Below are 22,964 nucleotides of genomic sequence, written 5' to 3'. Positions count from 1 at the left end.
ATATATAGCCAACTGTGGTTCAAGTAGTCAGGTAACCGGTGATAGTGGGGACTATCTTTCAGGAATTCCGGGGCTGTAAAGGAATCCGGCTTACCCGCGCTACAGCGTCGTTAGAATGCTCCATTGGTGGAAAAAATAACTCTAATAATAAACGGCAAGGACACACCATCTCATGTTGACACCACAAAAACGACTGCAGCTCGCACCTGCAACCGCTGGTTTTGTCTTATCCGGTTCACTGCTTTTCGCTGCTTCTACCCAAGCTTATGAGTTTGAGGCAATGGATGGTGAAGTGCAGGGGACTCTCAATACTACCATTACTTTGGGGGCCAAGTATGATCTGGAAGGTTATGAAACACCGGATGGCTCTGAGAAAAATGAGAACGACGGTGATCGTTCTTTTGATAAAGGCTTTGTTAGCAAGGCTCTCAAACTGACTTCTGAGCTGGACCTGAAAAAAGATAACTACGGTTTCTATGGTCGTGCTACGGCTTATTACGACCATGTACTAATGAATGGCAGCAACAAGTGGGAGTCCAATAACGCTAAGGATTTTGCAAAAGGCTTTGACGATGAGACTGGAACATTTAACGGCTGGTCTGATGAAGTAAAAGATAATCAAGGCCGGGGGGTCAAGTTACAAAGCGCTTATTTATACGGTGACTGGACATTTGAAGGCGGCCAGAAACTCAGCCTTAAACTGGGTGATCAGACCCATAACTGGGGCGAATCCATTTTCTACGCCGGTGGTTTGAGAGATCTGAACGCCTATGATGTTGCACTCTCTTCCCTCCCTGGCTCTGATGGTGATCTGAACATTGCCCAGGGCATGCTGATGGCAGACCTCCAGTTCAATGATGAAATGAAACTGTCAGCCTTTGCCCAATACGACTGGGAACGATCAATTATGCTGGGGCGTGGTACTTACGGTTCTGGCTCAGATCTGTTTGTTCCGGGCTCTGACTTTGCCTACTATGAACTATCGGATTTCGGACTGAAAGGCCAGGATGCTGTACTGGAGCAAGCTGGTATTCTGCAAGCTGCCGACTACGGAAAGGTTGCCAATGTAGGTGGTGTCGAAGCGGCCAAGGATTCTGGCCAGTGGGGAGTGAAGTTTACATTCTCGCCAGAGGCATTACCTGATACCGAATTTGCCCTTTATTATTCTAACTATCATTCAAGTAATCCATTTATTGAAGCAAGAGTTTCACAAAGTGCTGCTCAGGAAGGCTTGAATCTAGTCGGTAGCCCTACAGGAGCTATAGCTGCGTATCTGGCTGGCGCAAGTAATCCAACTCTGGCAGGAGGCCAACTTGCCACTCTTTATATGCTTTCAAAAGGTGTTGATGCCCGAGTAATTTACCCAGAAGACATTAAACTCTGGGGTGCCAGCTTCAATACCAAAGTCTGGGGCTACACACAAATTGCCGGTGAAATCACCTATAGAGAAAATGCACCAATCTGGCTTGACCATCCAGACGATATCCTTGAAAGTACTTCGGCTGCTCTTGGAAAGATTTCTCAAGGTCAGGACTTTAAGGCTTCCAAGGCAACCGGTGCTATAGCAAGTACAGATCAGTGGTATCAAAACATTGAAAGAGTTCCAATGTGGGATGCCTCTTTATCTGTCATCCAACCATTTGGAGCTGTTCTTGGCACTGATCTGATGTACGTTGTTGCTGAAGCTGCGTTTGAGCAAGTAGCGGGTCTGAATGATAAATACTATGGCAAAATCTTAGGAAAGGGCGCTGGATCAGGAATCAATGAGGAAGAACGCCTCGACCGAAACAGCTGGGGCTACAACATGATGGTTGGTGCCAACTGGAATGATGTCGCAATGCAAGGACTGAACCTTGAGTCCACTTTCCGCTTTACTCATGACGTTAATGGCAACTCCCATTTTTCTGGTCGCTTTGAAGAAGGCGAGAAAAGGATCAACATGGGCCTGACCGCCAAATACGACGATATGATGGCCAAAGTGACCTGGGGTGGCGATGCCGACAACGTTCTGCGTAAAGGCACCATTACCGGAACGGTTGGTTATACCTTCTAACCTGGTTCCCAGGGTACTGAGGGTGTTGCGAAACCCTCGGTACCCCGGGAGGGCCTATCCAAACTCGCAGCCCATGCAAAATCCCCCATTAAAGCCGGACGATTCCCGACAAAAACCCAGGCCGATAAAATCCCCCCGCACAAAACCACCCTTAACCATCCGCCATTTATGCTGATATATTACAAAGAGCCTGTTGATGCCCCGTTGCCAGTTCAGCGAAACATCATCAGGCCCTGACAATGAATTCAATCTCCAGGGACAGAAACAGGTTATGGCAAACAAACCTCTGACCGGGCTGGCTGCCCGCCTGCTGGCCGATCAATTGATGGAAGAGGCCGACATTCACGACGCTGAAGCCGCTGCTGCCAAGGCCAACAAGCCGCTCGCCCGATATCTGCTGGAAAAAAAACTGGTCAACGGTAATGCCCTGACTCTCGCCACTGCCGAAGAGTTTGGCCTGCCAGTGATCGATCTCAGAGCCTTTGACAAAGAGCATTTCGTCAAAGACGTCGTCGAAGAAAAACTGATGCGAAAGCACAATGTGCTGCCGCTGATCAAGCGGGGCTCACACCTGTTTGCCGCCGTTTCTGATCCGTCCAACCTTCAGGGTCTGGATGAAATCCGCTTTAATACCGGCCTGACCATTCATACGGTCCTGTCGGAGCCCGAAATTCTGGAGAAAATGATTGATACTGCCCTGGATGATACCGGTGGCATGTTTGCCGACGACGATGGGATGGTCGGTCTTGAAGATCTTGACGTCAGTGCGGTTGATGATTCAGGAGATGATGGCCTGGGAACCTCCGGCGGCGACGGAGAGGATGATACGCCGGTGGTGAAGTTCGTCAATAAGATGCTGCTGTCTGCCATCAAAGGCGGTGCATCGGATCTGCACTTTGAGCCCTATGAAAGAACCTATCGGGTTCGTTTTAGAACCGACGGTGTGCTCCATGAAGTCAATCGCCCCCCGGTCTCCCTCGGGTCCAGGATTGCTTCACGACTGAAGATCATGTCGGCCATGGATATTTCCGAGCGCAGAAAGCCGCAGGATGGCCGGATAAAAATGAAGCTGTCGAAAAGCAAGGCCATCGACTTTCGGGTCAACACGCTGCCGACGCTCTGGGGCGAGAAAATCGTACTTCGTATCCTCGATCCTTCCAGTGCCAAAATGGGGATTGATGCCCTGGGCTACGAAGAAGGTCAGAAAGAGATGTATATGACCGCCCTGCACCAGCCACAGGGCATGATTCTGGTTACCGGCCCCACCGGTTCGGGAAAAACGGTATCGCTCTATACCGGTTTGAACATTCTCAATACCAATGAGCGAAACATTTCCACCGCAGAGGACCCGGTGGAAATTAACCTGGAAGGTATTAACCAGGTGAACGTTAACCCCAAGCAGGGTATGGACTTCAGCCAGGCGTTGCGGGCTTTCCTGCGTCAGGATCCGGATATCATCATGGTGGGTGAGATACGGGACCTGGAAACAGCCAATATTGCCATCAAGGCGGCCCAGACCGGCCACATGGTTATGTCCACCCTGCACACCAACAGTGCGGCAGAGACCCTGACCCGTTTGCAGAACATGGGGGTTCCATCATTTAACATTGCAACCTCGGTCAGTCTGATTATTGCCCAGCGTCTGGCACGAAGACTGTGCAGCCAGTGCAAAGTAAAGGTTGAAATCCCAAAGGAAACACTGCTGGAAGAGGGCTTTACCGAAGAGCAGGCGGATTCCGCCGAGATTTTTGGCCCTAAAGGCTGTGACAGCTGCAAGGGCGGCTACAAAGGTCGTGTGGGTATTTATGAGGTGGTGTCGATCACTCCCGGTATGCAGCAGATCATTATGGCCGAAGGTAACTCTCTGGAAATCTCGGAACAGGCCCAGAAAGAAGGCTTTAACAACCTTCGCCAATCGGGGCTATTGAAAGCGCTGCAGGGGGTTACCAGCCTTGAAGAGGTTAACCGGGTAACACAGGATTAACCAGACACTGCTGGTTTCCCGCTGCTCCATGAGGTGAAGCGGTAGGTATAAAAGCCTTAAACCACAAAGACACTAAGACACAAAGGAAGCCTTTTTTGTTTCTTGAGCGTAGCTCAGGCAAACCCAAAATAACTTTGTGTCTTTGTGCCTTTGTGGTTCAAGGCTTTTTGAGGCTTTTCGCAACACCCTCATCGCATGTGAACGAGGGTTTTGCCGCTTACACAGACTCACTCCCCAAAGACAGCAACGTGGCGTTTCCGCCAACAGCCGTGGTATTGATCGACAACGTCTGTTCGGTGGCAAACCTCTGCAGGTAGTTTGGCCCACCCGCTTTTGGTCCGGTGCCTGACAGTCCCTGGCCACCAAATGGCTGAACACCGACGACAGCGCCAGTCTGGTTCCTGTTGATATAGATATTACCCACCTTGACCCGCTGCTCAATAAACGTCGCCGTCACTTCGTTTCTAGTGTGAATTCCCAGGGTAAGGCCATACCCGGTACTGTTGATCTGCTTAATCACCTCGGGTAACGCTTTTGCGTCGTAACGAATCACATGGAGAACAGGGCCGAAGTGCTCCTTCTCCAGTTGGCCAATATGGTCAATTTCAACGGCAACCGGCGCAACAAAGCTGCCGTTAGCGCAATCCGCTGGCAGTTGGCATTCAAACAGCAGCCTGGCTTCTTGTTTCATTCGTTTGATATGTGCCTGTAGTAACTGGCGGGCTTTCTCATCAATAACCGGGCCAATATCGGTAGAATGAAGACTCGGATTGCCGATAGACAGCTCCTCCATTGCCCCCTGCAACAGAGCGATCACCCGGTCAGCAATATCTTTCTGCACATAAAGTACCCTGAGCGCTGAGCAGCGCTGTCCGGCACTGCCAAAGGCGGACAAAAGAACATCATTAACCACCTGCTCAGGCAGTGCGGTGGAATCGACGATCATGGCATTCTGGCCACCTGTTTCAGCAATCAACGGTATCATCGGGCCCGGACGATTCGCCAGCGACTGATTAATCAACCGGGCGGTTTCCGTGGAGCCGGTGAAAGCGACACCGGCAATCCGGGCATCGGCCACCAGCTGACGACCCACCGTTGCACCATCGCCGGGCAATAATTGAATCACATCACCGGGAATTCCCGCTGCCAGCATCAGCTCAACTGCCCTGCCCGCAATCAGGCCGGTCTGCTCAGCAGGTTTGGCAATCACCGTATTCCCGGCGGCAAGTGCTGCGGTGATCTGCCCGAGGAAAATAGCCAGAGGGAAGTTCCAGGGGCTGATACAGAGAAAAACCCCTCGCCCACAAAGCCGCAGCTCGTTAGATTCACCCGTCGGCCCCGGCATCATGATGGTTGATGAAAACCGCTCCCGTGCCTGACTCCCGTAATAGCGGCAAAAATCCACCGCCTCCCGCACTTCATCAATGGCATCGTGCACGGTTTTGCCAGCTTCCTGATGGCACAGGGCCACCAGCTCCTCACGGTTTTCCTCCAGTAAGTCTGCCAGTTTCTCCAGACAGTCTGCCCGCTGTTCTGCGGGTGTGGAATTCCAGCGCTCAAAGGCCGCTTCAGCAATGCCAATGGCTTCATCGGCCTGAGTTTTATCACTCCATCCCAAATGGCCTGCAATCTGAGAGCGGTCATAGGGGCACGTTATTTCAGAGGTCTCTGTTGACGGTACAAGCTGACCATCAATCCACGGCCCCTGAGTCCATTTATGCCCCATAAAGCTCTGTACTTTTTGCTGAAATGGCTGCCACTGACTGTCAATATCCACATTCACACCCAGTGAGTTTTTCCGTGACTGGCCGTAAATAGCCGGTGGCAACGGGATTTGGTCGTTCTGCAAACAAACCCGGCCTGTTAACGTCTCCACCGGATGCTGAACCAGAGCAGCAACCGGGGTTTTCGCATCCACCAGGCGATGGACAAAGGAGGAATTGGCACCATTCTCAAGTAAACGACGAACCAGGTAAGGCAGCAGATCCTTATGACTACCAACAGGCGCATAGATACGCACCGGACGACGATGATCAGTCAGGATGAAATTATAGAGCGCATCCCCCATACCGTGGAGGCGCTGGAACTCAAAATCAGCGGCACCTTCACGCTCTGCCATGGTAAGAATGCTGGCGACAGTGTGGGCATTATGGCTGGCAAACTGTGGATAGAGCGCCGACCTGACAGGCTCGGATAACAGAAATCTGGCACACACCAGGTATGCAACATCTGTCGCTTCCTTGCGGGTATAAACCGGATACCCGGTCAGCCCCTGTTGCTGGCAAAGCTTTACTTCACTGTCCCAGTAAGCTCCCTTTACCAGACGAACCGGAATGTGGTCTCCCTGCTCATGGGCCAGGGCAGAAAGCCAGCACAACGACGGCAGTGCCCGTTTGCCGTAAGCCTGGATCACCAAGCCGAGCCCACCCCAGCCACGGCAATCCGGGTGCCGGTAAACCCGCTCAAACACTTCCAGAAACAGCTCATGACGATCCTGTTCCTCAGCGTCCATATTGATAGCTACATTGCCCGCCCTGGCTTCACGAACCAGATCCACCAGCGCAGGCACCAGTTCACGGAACACACGCGCTTTCTGTGCCACTTCATAGCGTGGATGAAGTGCAGAGAGCTTGATGGAAATTCCGGCACGGGGGGAGTTTCCGTGGTCGGGCTCAGCGGCCACTGCTCTGATCGCCGCCAGGTATTCATCGTGATAACGCCGGGCATCCTCCATGGTCAGGGCAGACTCTCCCAACATATCAAAAGAGTAGGTATACCCCTTTTCCCGTTGTTTCAGGCCATTCTTTAACGCTTCTGAAATATTACGCCCCAGGACAAAATGACGCCCCATAATCTTCATGGCCTGGTTAACCGCCTGGCGAATGACCGGTTCCCCCATCCGGTTCACCAGTTTGCCAATAACCCCTCCGGCAGAACCATCCTCCCCGGCGTCAAGGTTGACCACCTTGCCGGTAAGCAGCAACCCCCAGGTGGAGGCATTGACCAGCAGAGAGTCACTTTGGCTCAGGTGTTTTTTCCAGTCAGCCACACTGAGCTTGTCGCGGATCAGGGCGTCGGCAGTCCGATCATCGGGAATGCGCATCAGGGCTTCAGCCAGGCACATCAGCAAAATACCTTCCCGAGTGTCCAGGCTGTACTGCAATAACAATGCATCAATCATATGAATGCCATTATCACTGCTCCTGACCTGCTCAATCATTCTGGTGGCTTGACTGGCTGTCTCAGGGTAATCTCCGGACTGTTCATCCAGGATCTGCACCAGTTCCTGTAACCATGAAGCCTCATCCACGGAGTAATGAGGAGAGATCATCGACCAGAGTTCGGCTGGCTTTTGCCGGACAATACCTGCGTTGAATGCATCTTTTGCCTGGAACATACCCTTCTCCATTTCCTTTCTCCAATTTGTGGCGTGCAGGATGAATAACCAGACTGCTGCCAATGATCCTGACCGTTGTATTTAGAATATCTATCGCTCTTCCTGAGTATTTAATATTACTCCCCGGTTCTGCACATCAATGCCAGGTTAACTACACCGGCATCAGAAATCGCACTCCTTAACTGATCACCCTGAACCAATCATGAATGTATTCTCATTTTGTAGACTGATAAAACCCAACGATAGTTCATCAAAAAGTTTATATTTTTCCTGAATAAAGAGAAAACAAGCAATAACCACAAGGCAAGATCATCAAAATATTGTTCAGATTCTCTTTTTATTACCTTTGACAAATACAGCCCCCCATAAGTCAATTGTCCTGTAAATAACCAGATCACTTAAAAACACCGGCAGGCAAAAACAATTAAAACAATATATCTTTATAAAACAATAATTACTAATTGATATAGAACCAATGACACTCCCACCTGTCGAATGTTGTTGCCATCTTGGCAAAATGAGATCTGCATAATTTTTAACCCCCAATTTCTCCATCAATTTAACAAGGATTAAATAATGGCGAACCCATTACCAGCATCGGGCACACAACAAATCTACACTCCACCGGCAGCGGGTGGGCTTCAGACCGGACAGTCATCTGGGCCGACTGGCTACTATGGTGGGCATAATGTCAGCACACGTGATCCGGCACTTCAATTGCGTGGTTCCGGAACAGGGGCTGCAGCCTTGCCCTATCAGCAACAGGGCGGTCAGCCCCCTTTCGGCTCCGTTGCAAAGCACCCCGCTACCAGTTACATGACGCCTCAATCTCCAGCGGGAGCGCCAACTGCCGCAGAAACTGCCCCTGCAACTCCGGAAGAGGCTAAGACTAACGGCGAGCAGAAAGCTGCTGAAGGCGAAAAGAAAGCCGCTGAAGGTGAAAAGAAAGCCGCTGAAGGTGAACAGAAATCAGCTGGCGGTAAAACCTTACTTGAACGCTTGAATTTGGGGAAATTCTTTAGCAATACGAGGCATGCAGGGGGGGCACCTGAATCAAAATCATCAGAGCAAGCTGCTGAAAAAGGAAAAACTGCTGAAAAGGAAAAAACGGCTGACTCGGAAAAGAGTGCTGAGCAGAAAGTGCCGGAAAAGGCCCCTGACCAGGGAGCGAAACAATCCGCAGCACCGCCCGCGCCTGCGCCCGCGCCTGCACCCGCTGCCCATCAGCCAGTAAGCAGTCAATCACCCCATACAGGCCATCAACAAGACCCACACCGTTCAGCAATGCCGCCATATACCCCGGCTCCCACACATACCCCTGCAACGCCCGGGCATGCGCAGACTCCAGCTTATGGGGCACATCCTCAGGCCTCGGTAACCGGGTCAACCCAACATGCTCAATTTGATAGCCGCTCCGTTCCTCCTGACAGCAAAGAGACTGCTCCAACACCGCAACGTACAGTTCTTGAGCAGAGAGTCGACAGCGACATTCAACAAATGCGTAGCTTAGTGGGTGAAGGTGTTTCTCATTATGGCCAGCAGGGACCTACAAGGGAGTGGCTGAACGCCGATGCCCTCCGGGATCTTAGTTTCCATCGCGAGCAAGCAGCTATGCATAATGAGCAAGCAACTAAATGTGAATCGTTCCTTGAATCTTCTTCAAAACCGGAAATACAAAAGCAGTTAACTGAAGAACTGGCCAGCCAACAAACGAATGAGGTCAGGACTGATGAGCAATCCAGAACTCAACAAATGGGCCAACAATCCGGACTGTCTCCCTCACTTCAGGATGCCCTGGGCCAGGAGGTATTTAAAATGGCCAAACAAGGTGCTATTGAAGGTGCTCATGAAGCCTTAAAGGCTCAAGCCAGGGGATTGGAGAATAAATACGGGCCACTCGGGCAGCGAGGTACCGACGTTTAATCTTCTGACGTTTAACCCTCAACGGTCGCATCTGCGGCCGTTCTCTTTTGAAGGCAGTCTGTGAAGGTTGGTATTATTTGCCGTACAAGCGACATAAATCGTCTATCCATGGCTGTATATCCCCAACCTGGGCAACAACCCAGTCAGGGTTATAACAGGTATCCAGATAACGATCACCCGGATCACACAACAGGGTAACGATAGATCCTTCCTGACCATCGGATTTCATCTGTGCAGCAATTTGCAAGGCTCCATATAAATTAGTCCCGGTACTCGGGCCAGCCTTGCGACCCAGTATCCTTTCCAGCCAGTGAATGGTTGCAATAGCGGCTACATCAGGCACTCTACGCATGTCATCAATCACACCGGGAATAAATGATGGTTCGACTCTCGGCCGCCCAATACCCTCGATACGAGAGCCCTGGTCAATCGTCAGGCTTGAGTCACCACTGGTGTAGTAGTCCATGAAAACAGAGTGATCGGGGTCCACAACACATAACCGGGTATTCAGCTTTTGGTATCGAATGTAGCGTCCAATGGTGGCCGATGTTCCTCCGGTTCCCGGGCTCATGACAATCCAGCTGGGCACCGGGTATTTCTCAGCCCGCATCTGTCGAAAAATGGAATCGGCAATATTGTTGTTACCCCGCCAGTCTGTAGCCCTCTCTGCATAAGTAAACTGGTCCATATAGTGTCCATTCAGCTCCCTGGCCAACCGCTGGGATTCGGCATAAATCTCACTGGAGCAATTGACCAGGTGACACTGACCACCGTAAAACCTGATCTTTTGTATCTTCTGCATGGAGGTCGATCTGGGCATTACGGCGATAAATGGCAAGCCCAGCAGTCGGGCGAAGTAGGCTTCAGAAACGGCTGTACTTCCTGAAGAGGACTCAATAATGGTGGTATTCTCATCAACCCAACCATTACAGATGGCATAAAGAAATAAAGACCTGGCCAGACGGTGCTTAAGGCTGCCCGTCGGATGCGTGCTTTCATCTTTTAGATATACCTCGACACCGTTGATTCCCGGTAATTCAAGCCGTATCAGATGTGTATCTGCACTGCGTTGAAAGTCCGCCTCAATTTTGCTGATGGCTTCATTAACCCATTGATGACCACTCATAACCTTCCCCCAAGTACGTCCATATAAATTTATCGGGTGGGAAAAACGTCTCATCAGGCGCTATTGATATGAATGCTTTCGTACCTTCCTCTATACCCAACACATTGTTAAAGATATTTTATGGCTTTGAACAGAGAAAAGTATTTCAAAAAACACCCAAAGAACCTTTTTTATAAAATAATCATCTCCCAAAGATAAAAATATTAAAATAAAATTTTAAACAGGGAAAAAAATACACCATTTTGCTATAAACAATTCTTACTTTTATATCTGGAATAGTCCTCGTTTATGCAAGTCTATCGGGTAGGTGGTGCGGTCAGAGATCAATTACTGGGTTTGCCTGTTAAGGACAATGACTGGGTTGTCGTTGGTGCAACGCCCGGGCAGATGAAGGATCTGGGCTATCAGCCGGTTGGCCGGGATTTCCCGGTTTTCCTTCACCCGCAAACCAAAGAGGAATACGCACTGGCCCGAACGGAGCGCAAAACCGGGCATGGTTATGCGGGTTTCAGCTTTTACACATCCGTTGACATATCCCTGGAGGAAGACTTACTGAGACGGGATTTAACCATTAATGCCATGGCAGAGGACCAGCACGGTAACATCATTGACCCATACGGAGGTCAGGAAGACCTGAAAAACCGTCGGCTTCGCCACATATCGCCTACTTTTCAGGAAGACCCTCTTAGAATCCTCAGGGTTGCCCGGTTCGCAGCGAGACTTGCCCCCCTGGGCTTTCAGGTGGCAAAAGAGACGCTGGAATTAATGGGCAACATGGTGAATAACGGCGAAGCAGCCCATCTGGTACCCGAAAGAGTATGGCAGGAAACATCCAGGGCCTTGATGGAACCAAGCCCTTCGGTCTACTTTCAAACGCTGGAAAGCTGCGGTGCTCTTCAGGCCGTATTGCCCGAGTTACGATCCCTGATCCATAACCAGACCTTATTGCACCTCACCATGGCCGCCCGGGACAACAACACAGCACTGATCCGGTTTGGCTGCCTGTTCTCGCCTCTGCTGCCTCAGGCCGAAGCGGAAAAAACCAATGGCATACTGACGGTTCAGGGTGTTTCATCCAGAATGCGATTACCCTCAGAATATGCCGATATGGCCCTTCTGGTCACAGAGCACGCCCAAAGTGTTGCGTCGGTTATTCACAGCAACGATGCAGAGTCCCTGATGACCCTGTTTGAAGCCACCGATGCCCTGCGCCGCCCTGAACGCTTTATTAGCCTGATTACGATTCTTTCCTATAGCTTCGCAACGGTTAAATTGAAAAAAAGCCAGATCATTGAACTATTGGCTGGCTGTTTATCCATTAAAGCCAGAGATTTGATGACTGAAAACATCACAGGAAAAGCCCTCGGCGAAGCATTAAGACAGAAGAGGCTTCAGCAAATTCAATCAAAAATGCATCTTAACAAATAAAATCAGCGATAAAAGCCACAACTATCTATGATACAGCGTTAAGAGCTATTGATAGTAATTTCAATCTCTTAACGCATTCCAAAACACATTCTAATTACTGACACTTCATTAATTAGTATTAAACTGGAACAAAACTCCAAATAAAGTGTCCAAATGTTCAGTCAATACTTTATTGATGTAATTAATCATACAAACTGAATAAGGACATAAACCATGGCAAACACAGGTCCAGTTGTAACACAGGTAACTCCGGCTCACATCCCACCGGTACCGCCGCCTCCACCGGGCGTCAAACCGTCTCCGGTTATTAATGCCCAGCCTGTGGCAACATCCACAACAACCCGGGTTGACAAGCAAACCCAAACGTCGCAGCGGCAGGCAAAACGTTTAGACCTGTCTGACAGAATTAAACGAGGCATCGCTGCTATAGGTGGCACACCGGCAGGGTCTGCGCAAAAATCTGTCCAGACAGAGCCTGCTCCGGTGAAACCTGCCAAGACGACTCCGGTAGAAAAAACCGCAGAAGGCAAAACTGCTGAAAAGCCAGAAAAAACTGCTGAAGGCAAAACTGCTGATGGCAAGACTGCTGAAGGCAAAACTGCTGAAGGCAAAACTGCTGAAGGCAAAACTGCTGAAGGCAAAACTGCTGAGAAAAAATCTGAGAAAACTTCTGAGACAAAAGAACAGCCAATTACTGTCATTCACAAGCTCAGCCTGGGCGAGCGTGTAATTGGTAAGTTGAAAGTCGTGGGCTCATTCCTTGTTGCCCCCTTAAAGCTCATCTTTAACGCAGTTAAATTTGTTACCAAACCACTGCAAGATTACGTGATTACCCCTGCTTACGAAGGGTTACTCTATGTATTCCATCCGGCCAAGTATAATGCCAGAAAGCTGGAGCAGAAAACCGCTGCACAGCAGGCTGAGGATGCTCTCAAGCAGGAAAAAAGTCAGGCATTTGACAAGCTCTGCATGACAGAGGCCAAGCAACGGCACAACAAACTTCGCGAGGACTTGAATTGCGCAAGGCTGGCCAACCACTTCGGTGTTACCGACATGGAAGTTAAAGACAAGGTAAAGAATCAAAAAGCTCGCGCTGAAGCCAACCACCTGTTCAATCAGCAACTGGCGGCTAACAAGCTGAAGCTGCACAAAGAAAAAGTACTCCACGAAGATCCAAAAACCGGTGAAAAATACTACTACACCCCGACCCGTACCCTGACGGTAGCTAATGAAAATAATCGGGCAACCGTGACGGTTAAAGAGAAGACCCCGGGCGGTAAGGTTGTAGATCATTTACTGGATGCTGACCATGCATCAGTAGCCATGAGACTGGGTAACGACCCTGCACTGGCCACCGCTATGTATAATTACAACAAAGAAATGGCAGCTTACGAACAGTTACTGGCAGCATTCATCAAGGACAATGCAAAATACCAGAAAGCCAAACAGAAAGCGGCGAAGAAAGGTAAAGCACTTGATCAAAAAGCGCCTGTTCACCCCGGCGAGCCTCCCAAACGTCCTGTATTTAAATGCACTGATGAGAACGTGATCGCAGCATTCAAGCTGGTCAGAGAACAATATCACGCCAAGCTTCACGCAGCAGTACAAACCCTTGGCAAAGACGTGGCGACAATGATGGCTGATTTTGATGCGGCCTACCCGAACAACGAGGATACCAAAAACTTCATCAATAGAGCGCCGAATCCTGAAGCCTATAAAGAAGAAGTTCAGGCATGGGCTAAAAAGTTAGAATCCACCCTTGGAGAAATGCAGAAAGAGCTGAAGCAGGCAGAAAAAGGTGGAACCAAGTCTGCGATTGAGTCATTAAATAAGCTCATCAGCGATCAGCAAAGGGATATCGATATCAACAAGCGCCACCTGGCAATCTATGCCAAAGAGTGCGAGAAGGCCTCGATCCAGCAAGAGCTTGATTACCTGAACCAGATGTGCCCGAACCTTCAGGAACACCGTACACAAGACATTGATGACTGGAAAAACGGTTCACTTGTTCGTGACCCTCAAGATCCTGATTTCGATAAAAGGGTATCAGACAAACGCGACAGGCTGGACATTGGGCGTTTGAAAAACTGGGTTCACAAAGATGCGGAAGGTAACATCCTGGATATCTTCACCAGAGATGCCGGTGGCAATGTCACTGGTGTCGACAGAGTCAGGTACGCCCTGGTTAACGATGTGATCATCCCCACGCCTGACAGGAAGCTAACCCCGGCTTACAACGGAAGAATGTCTGCCCCTGATTACCAGAATCAGGAAGGCATGAAGTGGAGCAAGATGCGCCAGGCTCCATATCAAGGCTATGTTGCCCAGAGAGATGAAAATGGCAAAGTCCTGAAAGACCTTGATGGTAAGGTCAAATGGGAAGAGGCACCTGGCCGACTCAGCAACCACTGGGTGGTTAAGTACAGTGACGTTGATGGCAGGCATGAGGGCTACGATAAGTCCCAAACCATTGTCAAAAACAGTGCGCTGGCCAGCAAACCGGAAGCTCCTGTTGTTGAACCCGAAGTTCCTGTTGTTGAACCCGAAGTTCCTATTGTCATTAAACCCGAAGCTTCTGTAGAACAACTTGACAGCCCGAAAGCCCTGGCAGCCGCGATCGGAGAAAAGCTCTTCGCTCTGACCGAAGAAAATGTGCATGCTCACAATGAGCTACCGAGCGCAAAAAGCAGCCAACCAAGAGTTCGTACAGTCGATGGTGATTTCTGCTTCTCTGAGAACAGTTCAGAGATGAATGACGATGGCGAGAGCGTTGCTGCCATGCCCAAGCATTTGTTTGAGCGTGAGGAGCGAGACATGGCGATCCGTGAATTAATTGAGCAAATGCCAACATTGAAGCCTGTAAGGCACGATCATTCCGGTCGCATTGATTTGCTGGAAGAGATTTGCGATGGCTCGCCAGAAGAGGTAGAGAGATTTCTCTCCGGCAGTAGGTTCGTTGCAGACGCAAAAGATGAGCTCTATAGCCACCACCCCGTCATTGATAGTAAATTAAATCCTGACGATGGTTCTGAATGCAATGACAATGGTTCTGAATACAGTGACAATAGTTCTGAATACAGTGACGAAGGAGCCCCCTTGATTAAGCAAATCTCTTTACCTCAAGGCCCAATACCCTCGCTGTTCACTGATCCCTCACCTCTATTGCGGCGTTTGGACCGTTTGAACAATGAGTTGGAGAAGATGAATAAAAACGCTAGCACTAGCACATAAGCGCAGGCTATTTTGCCATGTTTTTTTCAGGCTAACCCCTGAATACTCTGGCCGTCTTTTCAAGACGGCCTTTTTTTATGGTAATTATACCAATTCCCTCATACTCCTGTTTAACAGCTCTGTTACCAGGGGCCGAAACCAGGGTTCTTTAACCTGATTGATCAACTTTTCCACTACAAGGGCACCAGAACAGTCCAACGCCAGTAAAAGATCAATATCCGCAGCACAAAGGCGCTGTTCGCGATCCCTTCCCAGTTGCTCTTCAAGCCTCTTGCACCATTGCTGCAATGCCTCAGCACTCATATCTGACTCAAGGCAAACCACCCCGTTAATGTAGTCGGGAGCCTCAACACCAACCGCTTTCGTGGTCACCAGCTCACTGACCCTAACCTTACCAAATCGCTGCTCCAGTGCAGCGATCATCTGACGACACTGATACTCAGCGTTAATATTGGAACCAATACCAAGCACATAGACAGTCACTGTCATCTATTCCTGTCCCATCATCTGTGTACGGGTTCGCTCACACCAGACAGTAGCAAGCGCATTGGTCAAAGCCTTCGGCTTGCGAATGGTGACAGCCACTTTATCCACCGGATAATGCTCCATCACCTGAGTGATGATACCGCCAGCCAGTGCCTCAATCAGCTGATAACGGGAGGCCTCACAAAATGACCTGACATGTCGGGTAATGGCGTCGTAATCCAGCGCATCCTGTAAGTCGTCACTGGTAAAAGCGCGGGTAAAATCAGTCGTCAGTTCCAGGTCCAGCACCAATGGCTGTGGTGCTTCGTGCTCGAACTCATAAACACCGATAACCGCCCGGGTTTCAATGGCTTCTATTCGTACTTTATCCATGGGAGTTAAACTCACGCTCTTTTAATCATGAAAATAGTGGCGCAGAAAACGAAATCTATAGAGGCTGTCGCTAAAAAAAAGGAAATAAACATCAAACCACAAAGACACAGAGGCACAAAGGTAAAGATGGGCGCGACCTGCTCGACAGGTAACATCAGAACAAAAAACTTGGTGTCTCCGTGCCTTTGTGGTTCCCATCTTTAAAAGACTTCTGTGACTAGCCGACAGGCTCCAGCTCTTCCATAGGCCAGCGAGGCACAGGCACCACTTCAGGCCCATCGCTCTGACCAGCAAGCAGCCGCTGACAGCCAGCATAAGCGATCATGGCACCATTATCCGTGCAGAACTGAGGGCGGGCATAACGCAGTACCGCACCTTCTTTTTCCACCATGGATTCCAGGGCAGCCCGCAGTGACTGATTGGCACTGACGCCTCCGGCAATAATCAGCTGCTTCATACCGGTCTGCTGCAGGGCACGGCGACATTTGATGGTCAGGGTTGCCACCACCGCCTGTTCAAAGGCACGGGCAATATCCGCACGATCCTGATCCGTAGGCTCTTTGGCTATCGCTTCTTCACGGCATTTTGCCACGGTATTAAGGGTGTAGGTTTTCAAGCCACTGAAGCTGAAATCCAGTCCCGGGCGATCGGTCATGGGCCGTGGGAAACGAAAACGCCCTTCCTGCCCCTGTTCTGCCAGCCGGGCAATGGCAGGACCACCGGGGTAATCCAGACCCAGCATCGCAGCCACTTTATCAAAAGCTTCTCCGGCGGCATCGTCAACCGACTCACCCAGCAGGGTGTAACGACCAATACCAGCTACCTGCACCAGCTGAGTGTGTCCACCGGATACCAGCAGCGCCACAAATGGAAACGCTACGGGTGTTTCTTCCAGCATGGGGGCCAGCAGATGACCTTCCATATGGTGAACCCCCACCGATGGAATGCCCCAGGCCCAGGCCAGTGCCTTGCCAATACAGGCTCCCACCATCAGGGCCCCCACCAGCCCCGGGCCACGGGTGTAGGCTATGGCATCGATCTGATCTTTACTGATGCCTGCCTGCTCAAGTACCTGGTTAATCAGGGGCAATACTCTCTGGATATGGTCTCTGGAAGCCAGTTCAGGTACCACACCACCGTAATCGATGTGCATATCAATCTGACTGAACAGGGCATCGCTCAGCAGACCTTTCCCGCTGTCATAGAGGGCAATGCCGGTCTCATCGCAGGAAGTTTCTATCCCGAGAACAATCATTCAACCAACCTGTGAAACAATGTGTGCAAAAAAGAGCCAGTGAAATCCCCGAATCCGGATATTTCATAAAAGGAAAGAATCATACGTTAAGTAGTTGGCCAAATGGAATCGTATATTTCTGGCTAAGTGGGCAGTTACTATGCAAGGCACAACGCAGGGAGCATAGCCGTAGCTATGTGACCGGAGTTGTAACGCCGCACGACTGCATGGATGCAGGAGCTAGAGCAACGCAGGAGCAGTTGCCGAGAGTGACTGTCCACTTAACCAGAAATATATGATTTCATTTGGTTAACTACTTAAGTGGGCGTTTTTTGCATTTTTGTTGAATAAGCTTTAAAATTCGCGCCCTTGAAAAACTGCGACTAATCTGTCCTGTTAGTGTGAGTATTAACGTCCTGCTTTGGGTAAAGACCCGTCTTTTCAATGCACGATACTGATAATCACAGAGGCGATTTATCGCATTCGCGCAGCATTGGCTGTAATCCAGCCGTGAGTTTTTTAGCCTTCAGTCGCACTGACCGGGGCGGATTCATGGTCAACATTTGTTATTAAAAGGAAGGTGATCTCTGCATGCCTGCTGTTAAAGTTAAAGAGAATGAACCGTTTGACGTAGCCCTGCGCCGTTTCAAGCGCTCTTGTGAAAAAGCTGGTATCCTGGCTGAAGTTCGTCGTCGTGAGCACTACGAGAAGCCAACTACCGTTCGCAAGCGCAAGGCCGCTGCTGCTGTTAAGCGTCATCTTAAAAAACTGCAGCGCGAGCAGCGTCGTCGTGAGCGTCTGTATTGATCAACTGACCTTAACATCGGTTGCTTCAATCCTGTGATTTACGCGTTGACTACCATTGAGCTTTGAACCCGCCAACCTTAACATCAGGTAAAAAGGAACGTGTCATGAGTGATTGCATTGTCAGGGATCAACTGACAGAAGCCATGAAGGATGCCATGCGCAATCGCGACAAGCCACGACTGGGTACAATCCGTTTGGCCCTGGCCGAACTGAAGCGAATTGAAGTCGATGAAAAATCATTAGACGATCAACGTGCCCTGGCAGTCCTGGACAAAATGGTAAAGCAGCGTCGCGATGCCATTGAACAGTTCGAGTCTGCCGGGCGCACGGATCTTGCTGAACAGGAAAAGCTGGAACTTGAGGTTCTTGCTGACTTTCTCCCCACCCCGCTATCGGAAACTGAAATCACCGAACTGGTTGACCTCGCCATTAACAGCACCGGTGCCTCCGGCATGGCCGACATGGGCAAGGTGATGGGCATTGTCAAACCACAGGCGCAGGGTCGGGCGGACATGTCATCCATCAGCAAAATTGTTAAGTCGCGCCTGAGTTAGTATTAACCGCTGGTAGATAGCGGCACCTGATTACACCCACGATAGCTGTTGATTCCTGATTGCAAAACCGGCAGCTTAGACAAAAGTTTTAACAATATCTTATAAATACCGACATTCGCCCAGGTAAATGATAGAATGAGTCTTCAAATCACATTCTTTCCTTGTTTACGAACACTCCACCATGGCCGGACGGATTCCCCAGTATTTTATTGATGACCTATTAACCCGCATTGATATCGTCGATGTTATCGATCACCGGGTTAAGCTGAAAAAAACCGGTCGCAACTACTCTGCCTGCTGCCCTTTCCATAAAGAAAAGACCCCTTCCTTTACGGTGAGCCCTGACAAGCAGTTCTACTACTGCTTTGGCTGCGGAGCCAGTGGCAACGCCGTTGGCTTTATTATGGACCACGACCACCTGGACTTTCCTGAAGCGGTTGACACACTGGCAGGACAGCTGGGCCTGGAAGTCCCCAGGGAAGAAAACCCGCACCGGCAACGGGGCCCGGACCACAGCGAACTCTACAATCTGCTGGATCGCGCAGTGGACTTCTATAGCCGCCAGCTGAAACAGCATGAGCAATCCCCAAGGGCATCCCACTACCTGAAAAACCGGGGACTTGATCCGCAGACCTGCCAGCACTTTGCCATCGGCTTTGCACCGCCGGGCTGGGACAACCTGAAAAAAGAGCTGGCTACCTCACCAGAAAAAGAGCAACAGCTGATCACCACCGGCATGCTGGTCAACAATGAAGACCGCAATACGGTGTACGATCGCTTCCGGGAACGCATCATTTTCCCAATCCGGGATAGCCGGGGTCGCTACATTGCGTTTGGCGGGCGCGTTCTGGGTGATGAAAAACCCAAGTATCTGAACTCTCCCGAATCCCCGGTTTTTCACAAAGGCAAAGAGCTTTACGGACTTTTTGAAGCCCGGCAGGCCAACCGCAAGCTGAGCCGCATCCTGGTGGTTGAAGGGTATATGGACGTGGTGGCACTGGCTCAACAGGGAATCACCAACGCGGTGGCAACCCTTGGCACAGCCACCACCCCTGACCATATGCAGCGACTGTTCAAAGTGGTGCCTGAAGTCATTTTCTGCTTCGATGGCGATGATGCCGGCCGACGGGCGGCATGGCGTGCACTGGAGTCGACACTGTCCAACATGCAGGATGGTCGTCAGGCCCGCTTCCTGTTTCTGCCACAGGGCGAAGACCCGGATAGCATGGTTCGCAAGGAAGGCTCCGAAAGCTTTATTGAGCGAATCAAAAGCCAGGCCATCAGCCTGGACAACTTACTGTTCCGGGAACTGGAGTCAGAGCTGGATCTGACCACCATGGATGGTCGTGCCCGTTTGGCCAAACTGGCTCAACCTTATCTTGATAAACTGCCCGAAGGCTTGTTTCGTCAGTTGCTGGTGAAAAAGCTCTCAGACCGGACAGGACTCGACACACACTATCTGGAAGCTCACTTTCAGGAAAGTGCACGCACCAGAGAGTTATCCACAAGCCGGCCAGAGCCGGAAACCCGCAACATAAGCCAGGAAGCACAGGTTCATCATGGTCATTATGAGCCAGCGCCTTTCTACGATGCAGACTACGAAGAAAGACAGTACGCACCAGAAGAACACCTGAGCTATAGCACACCTGAGATTTCACGCAGGCCTTCCACCGGCCATCTGGCCAACTCAGCCAGACTGGTGACCTGTGGTTATGCCATACGACAGTTATTATGTAATCCGGAGTTTGCCCGGGAAGTTTCCGAGCCATTTGACCACCTGAAACTGGAAAACGACAGTGACAGTCAATTACTGATCGACCTGTTAACCATCCTGAAAAAAGAGCCATCCCTGAAAGCAGGCACGCTTATTGCCCAATGGTACGGCACAGAAAAAGGACAACGCCTGCACGCCCTGGCAGCCCTGGACCACGGCACCACCGCTCACCGGGATGAGTTTCTGGAAACCCTGGCCAGCATTCGCCGGAAAGCAGGATTAAACCATCAGAAGAACCTGTACAAATCACTTATCCAGAGCTTCCAGAACAAAAAGCCGGGACAAATTAACGAAGAACTTCGCCAGCAGTTCCGCCAACATCAGGAAGCGCTCAGAGAGCAGATGACGCAACAGCAGGCAACCGACATAACACCCGGCAAAAACCACGAAAAAAAAGGAGAAAGTTAATCTTTTTTTTGGTAGTGTCAGGCAAACGCAACCGATTCTTCGAATCGATGCATAAAAAAATAACTGCACAACAAAAAATATTAGGTATACTTGAATGTCACTGTGTCCCGTGGAACTGCATTATTGGCCACATTTCTAATTCAAACCCGGTCTGAAAACACCAAGGAAAGGTAACCCGCGTCATGGAATGCATTCCGGTACCTCGTCCAACCAAGTCGGGCCGCTGCCCTGTGGTACTATACCCAGTTTATGAGCTATAATTGCCTGCTTACGTTTTTTTGTCCGGTTCGTCAATATCCGCTGTTAAAGGGTTGATATGTCAGCAAATTCGCAACAACAATCCAGATTAAAAGAGCTTATCGCCCGTGGTAAGGAACAGGGGTACCTGACTTACGCGGAGGTTAATGACCATCTTCCGGAAGATATTTCCGATCCTGATCAGGTGGAAGATATTATCCGCATGATCAATGACATGGGTATCAGCGTCTACGAGACCGCTCCCGACGCCGATACCCTGCTCATGGCTGAAGCCGACACCGATGAAGCTGCCGCCGAAGAAGCAGCCGCAGCGCTTGCCGCCGTCGAACAGGAAGCAGGAAGAACCACTGATCCTGTCCGCATGTACATGCGGGAAATGGGTACCGTAGAGCTGTTAACCCGTGAGGGCGAAATCCAGATTGCCAAGCGCATCGAGGAAGGCTGGCGTGAAGTCATGTCGGCACTGGCTCAATTCCCCGGTTCTGCCCAGATTGTCCTCGACGAGTATGACCGCCTTACCGAAGAAGAAGGTCGCCTCACTGACGTTATCAGTGGCTATATAGATCCCGACGATGATACTGAGATCACCAATACCGATGATAACGATATCGAAATCGACGATTCACTTGATGACGATGACGACGATGGTGATGATGAAGACAGCGAAGAAGAGGGCGATAGCGGACTTGACCCGGAAGAGGCCAGAGAGCGCTTCACCCTTCTGAGAGATGCCCTGGAAAAAGCCACCAGGGCTATTGCCACTCATGGCCGTGATAACAGCCAGGCGGCACTTGAAGAACTGGCCGAGGCTTTCATGCCGCTGAAGCTGGTTCCACGCATCTTCGACATGCTGGTGTTCCGAATCCGCAATGCCGTGGAGCGCATCCGTGATAACGAACGCGCGGTCATGCAGCTGTGTGTTCGCAAATCCAAAATGCCCCGCAAGATCTTCCTTAAGGTATTTCCGGGCAACGAAACCAACCTTGGCTGGATCGATGAACTGGCCGCTGGCAGCGGCGGTTACATAGAAGCTTTGCAGAACTATCGCGAAGAGATTGTTCGTGCCCAGAAAAAGCTGGCCAATATCGAGAAAGAGTTTGATCTTTCCCTGGTCCAGATAAAAGACATCAACCGTAAAATGTCCCTTGGCGAAGCCCGTGCCCGCCGTGCCAAAAAAGAGATGGTTGAGGCCAACCTTCGTCTGGTTATTTCTATCGCCAAGAAATACACCAACCGCGGCCTGCAGTTCCTTGACCTGATTCAGGAAGGCAACATCGGTCTGATGAAGGCGGTGGACAAGTTCGAATATCGCCGTGGTTATAAATTTTCGACCTATGCCACCTGGTGGATTCGCCAGGCGATTACCCGATCGATCGCAGACCAGGCTCGCACCATCCGTATTCCGGTTCACATGATTGAAACCATCAACAAGCTGAACCGGATCTCACGACAGATGTTGCAGGAGATGGGCCGGGAACCCACACCGGACGAACTGGCTGTGCGCATGGATATGCCAGAAGACAAGATTCGTAAGGTACTGAAGATCTCCAAAGAGCCTATCTCCATGGAGACACCCATTGGTGATGATGAAGATTCGCACCTGGGTGACTTTATTGAAGATGCTACCATGCAGTCGCCTATCGACCGGGCAACCGGTGAAGGTCTGAAGGAATCTACCCGCATGGTTCTGGCTGGCCTCACCGCTCGTGAAGCCAAGGTACTGAGAATGCGCTTCGGTATCGATATGAACACCGACCACACGCTGGAAGAAGTGGGCAAGCAGTTCGACGTTACCCGTGAGCGTATTCGTCAGATTGAAGCGAAGGCCCTGAGAAAACTGCGCCATCCAACGCGCTCGGATCACCTCCGCAGCTTCCTTGATGAGTAATCATCAACCATAAAAAAAGCACCACACGGTGCTTTTTTTAT

At 50.4% G+C, this 22,964-nt stretch carries 14 protein-coding genes; 9 read left to right on the top strand and 5 right to left on the bottom strand.

Annotation, left to right across the window (positions count from 1 at the left end; translation table 11 throughout):
* Positions 1-172 precede the first annotated feature (172 nt).
* The gene (locus J7439_RS15230) at positions 173-2,053 is read left to right on the top strand and encodes a DUF1302 domain-containing protein (RefSeq protein ID WP_209202837.1); all 1,881 of its coding nucleotides are present in this window, start codon (positions 173-175) and stop codon (positions 2,051-2,053) included.
* A 271-nt stretch (positions 2,054-2,324) separates the two neighbouring features.
* Positions 2,325-4,037 carry a type IV-A pilus assembly ATPase PilB gene (gene pilB / locus J7439_RS15225; protein WP_209202836.1) on the top strand — a complete coding sequence of 571 codons (1,713 nt, stop codon included), beginning with the start codon at positions 2,325-2,327 and terminating at the stop codon, positions 4,035-4,037.
* A 217-nt stretch (positions 4,038-4,254) separates the two neighbouring features.
* On the opposite strand, the gene putA is transcribed toward pilB, so the two are convergent.
* The gene (gene putA, locus J7439_RS15220; protein ID WP_209202835.1) at positions 4,255-7,434 is read right to left on the bottom strand and encodes a bifunctional proline dehydrogenase/L-glutamate gamma-semialdehyde dehydrogenase PutA; all 3,180 of its coding nucleotides are present in this window, start codon (positions 7,432-7,434) and stop codon (positions 4,255-4,257) included.
* Between the two features lie 576 nt (positions 7,435-8,010).
* Between putA and J7439_RS15215 the strand changes: the two genes are divergently transcribed.
* Positions 8,011-9,357: a hypothetical protein gene (locus tag J7439_RS15215; protein WP_209202834.1), complete on the top strand. Its 1,347-nt coding sequence runs from the start codon at positions 8,011-8,013 to the stop codon at positions 9,355-9,357.
* Between the two features lie 73 nt (positions 9,358-9,430).
* Here J7439_RS15215 and J7439_RS15210 read toward each other — a convergent pair whose 3' ends face one another.
* Entirely contained in the window at positions 9,431-10,483 is a 1,053-nt protein-coding gene (locus tag J7439_RS15210; RefSeq protein WP_209202833.1) for a PLP-dependent cysteine synthase family protein, read from the bottom strand.
* A gap of 288 nt (positions 10,484-10,771) precedes the next feature.
* On the opposite strand from J7439_RS15210, the gene J7439_RS15205 reads away from it, so the two are divergent.
* The gene (locus J7439_RS15205; RefSeq protein ID WP_209202832.1) at positions 10,772-11,911 is read left to right on the top strand and encodes a tRNA nucleotidyltransferase/poly(A) polymerase-related protein; all 1,140 of its coding nucleotides are present in this window, start codon (positions 10,772-10,774) and stop codon (positions 11,909-11,911) included.
* Between the two features lie 213 nt (positions 11,912-12,124).
* A complete protein-coding gene (locus J7439_RS15200; RefSeq protein WP_209202831.1) occupies positions 12,125-15,142 on the top strand; it encodes a hypothetical protein in 3,018 nt (1,005 codons plus the stop codon).
* A gap of 84 nt (positions 15,143-15,226) precedes the next feature.
* Here J7439_RS15200 and J7439_RS15195 read toward each other — a convergent pair whose 3' ends face one another.
* The 3 genes from J7439_RS15195 to tsaD form a co-directional block, all read right to left on the bottom strand.
* Positions 15,227-15,631 carry a 2-amino-4-hydroxy-6-hydroxymethyldihydropteridine diphosphokinase gene (locus J7439_RS15195; RefSeq protein WP_209202830.1) on the bottom strand — a complete coding sequence of 135 codons (405 nt, stop codon included), beginning with the start codon at positions 15,629-15,631 and terminating at the stop codon, positions 15,227-15,229.
* Positions 15,632-16,000 (bottom strand): dihydroneopterin aldolase, encoded by a 369-nt coding sequence (gene folB / locus J7439_RS15190; RefSeq protein WP_209202829.1) that lies wholly within the window; start codon positions 15,998-16,000, stop codon positions 15,632-15,634. It abuts the gene before it with no gap.
* 217 nt (positions 16,001-16,217) lie between these two features.
* Positions 16,218-17,255 (bottom strand): tRNA (adenosine(37)-N6)-threonylcarbamoyltransferase complex transferase subunit TsaD, encoded by a 1,038-nt coding sequence (tsaD, locus tag J7439_RS15185; protein WP_209202828.1) that lies wholly within the window; start codon positions 17,253-17,255, stop codon positions 16,218-16,220.
* 570 nt (positions 17,256-17,825) lie between these two features.
* On the opposite strand from tsaD, the gene rpsU reads away from it, so the two are divergent.
* The 4 genes from rpsU to rpoD all read left to right on the top strand — a co-directional run bounded on the left by rpsU (position 17,826) and on the right by rpoD (position 22,923).
* Positions 17,826-18,041: a 30S ribosomal protein S21 gene (gene rpsU, locus J7439_RS15180; protein WP_020582360.1), complete on the top strand. Its 216-nt coding sequence runs from the start codon at positions 17,826-17,828 to the stop codon at positions 18,039-18,041.
* Positions 18,042-18,145: 104 nt separating this feature from the next.
* On the top strand, positions 18,146-18,595 hold the full coding sequence (locus J7439_RS15175) for a GatB/YqeY domain-containing protein (protein WP_163370461.1): 450 nt from the start codon (positions 18,146-18,148) through the stop codon (positions 18,593-18,595).
* Positions 18,596-18,776: 181 nt separating this feature from the next.
* Complete coding sequence (dnaG, locus tag J7439_RS15170) at positions 18,777-20,777, top strand: DNA primase (protein WP_209202827.1); 2,001 nt, start codon at positions 18,777-18,779, stop codon at positions 20,775-20,777.
* 316 nt (positions 20,778-21,093) lie between these two features.
* Positions 21,094-22,923, top strand: a complete 1,830-nt coding sequence (gene rpoD, locus J7439_RS15165) for an RNA polymerase sigma factor RpoD (RefSeq protein ID WP_209202826.1) — start codon at positions 21,094-21,096, stop codon at positions 22,921-22,923.
* Positions 22,924-22,964: the final 41 nt, after the last annotated feature.

This window comes from Salinisphaera sp. G21_0, assembly GCF_017744115.1.
GTDB lineage: Bacteria > Pseudomonadota > Gammaproteobacteria > Pseudomonadales > Endozoicomonadaceae > Endozoicomonas.
Note: the sequence above shows the minus strand (reverse complement) of the source record. Positions and strands in the feature narration are given on the sequence as shown.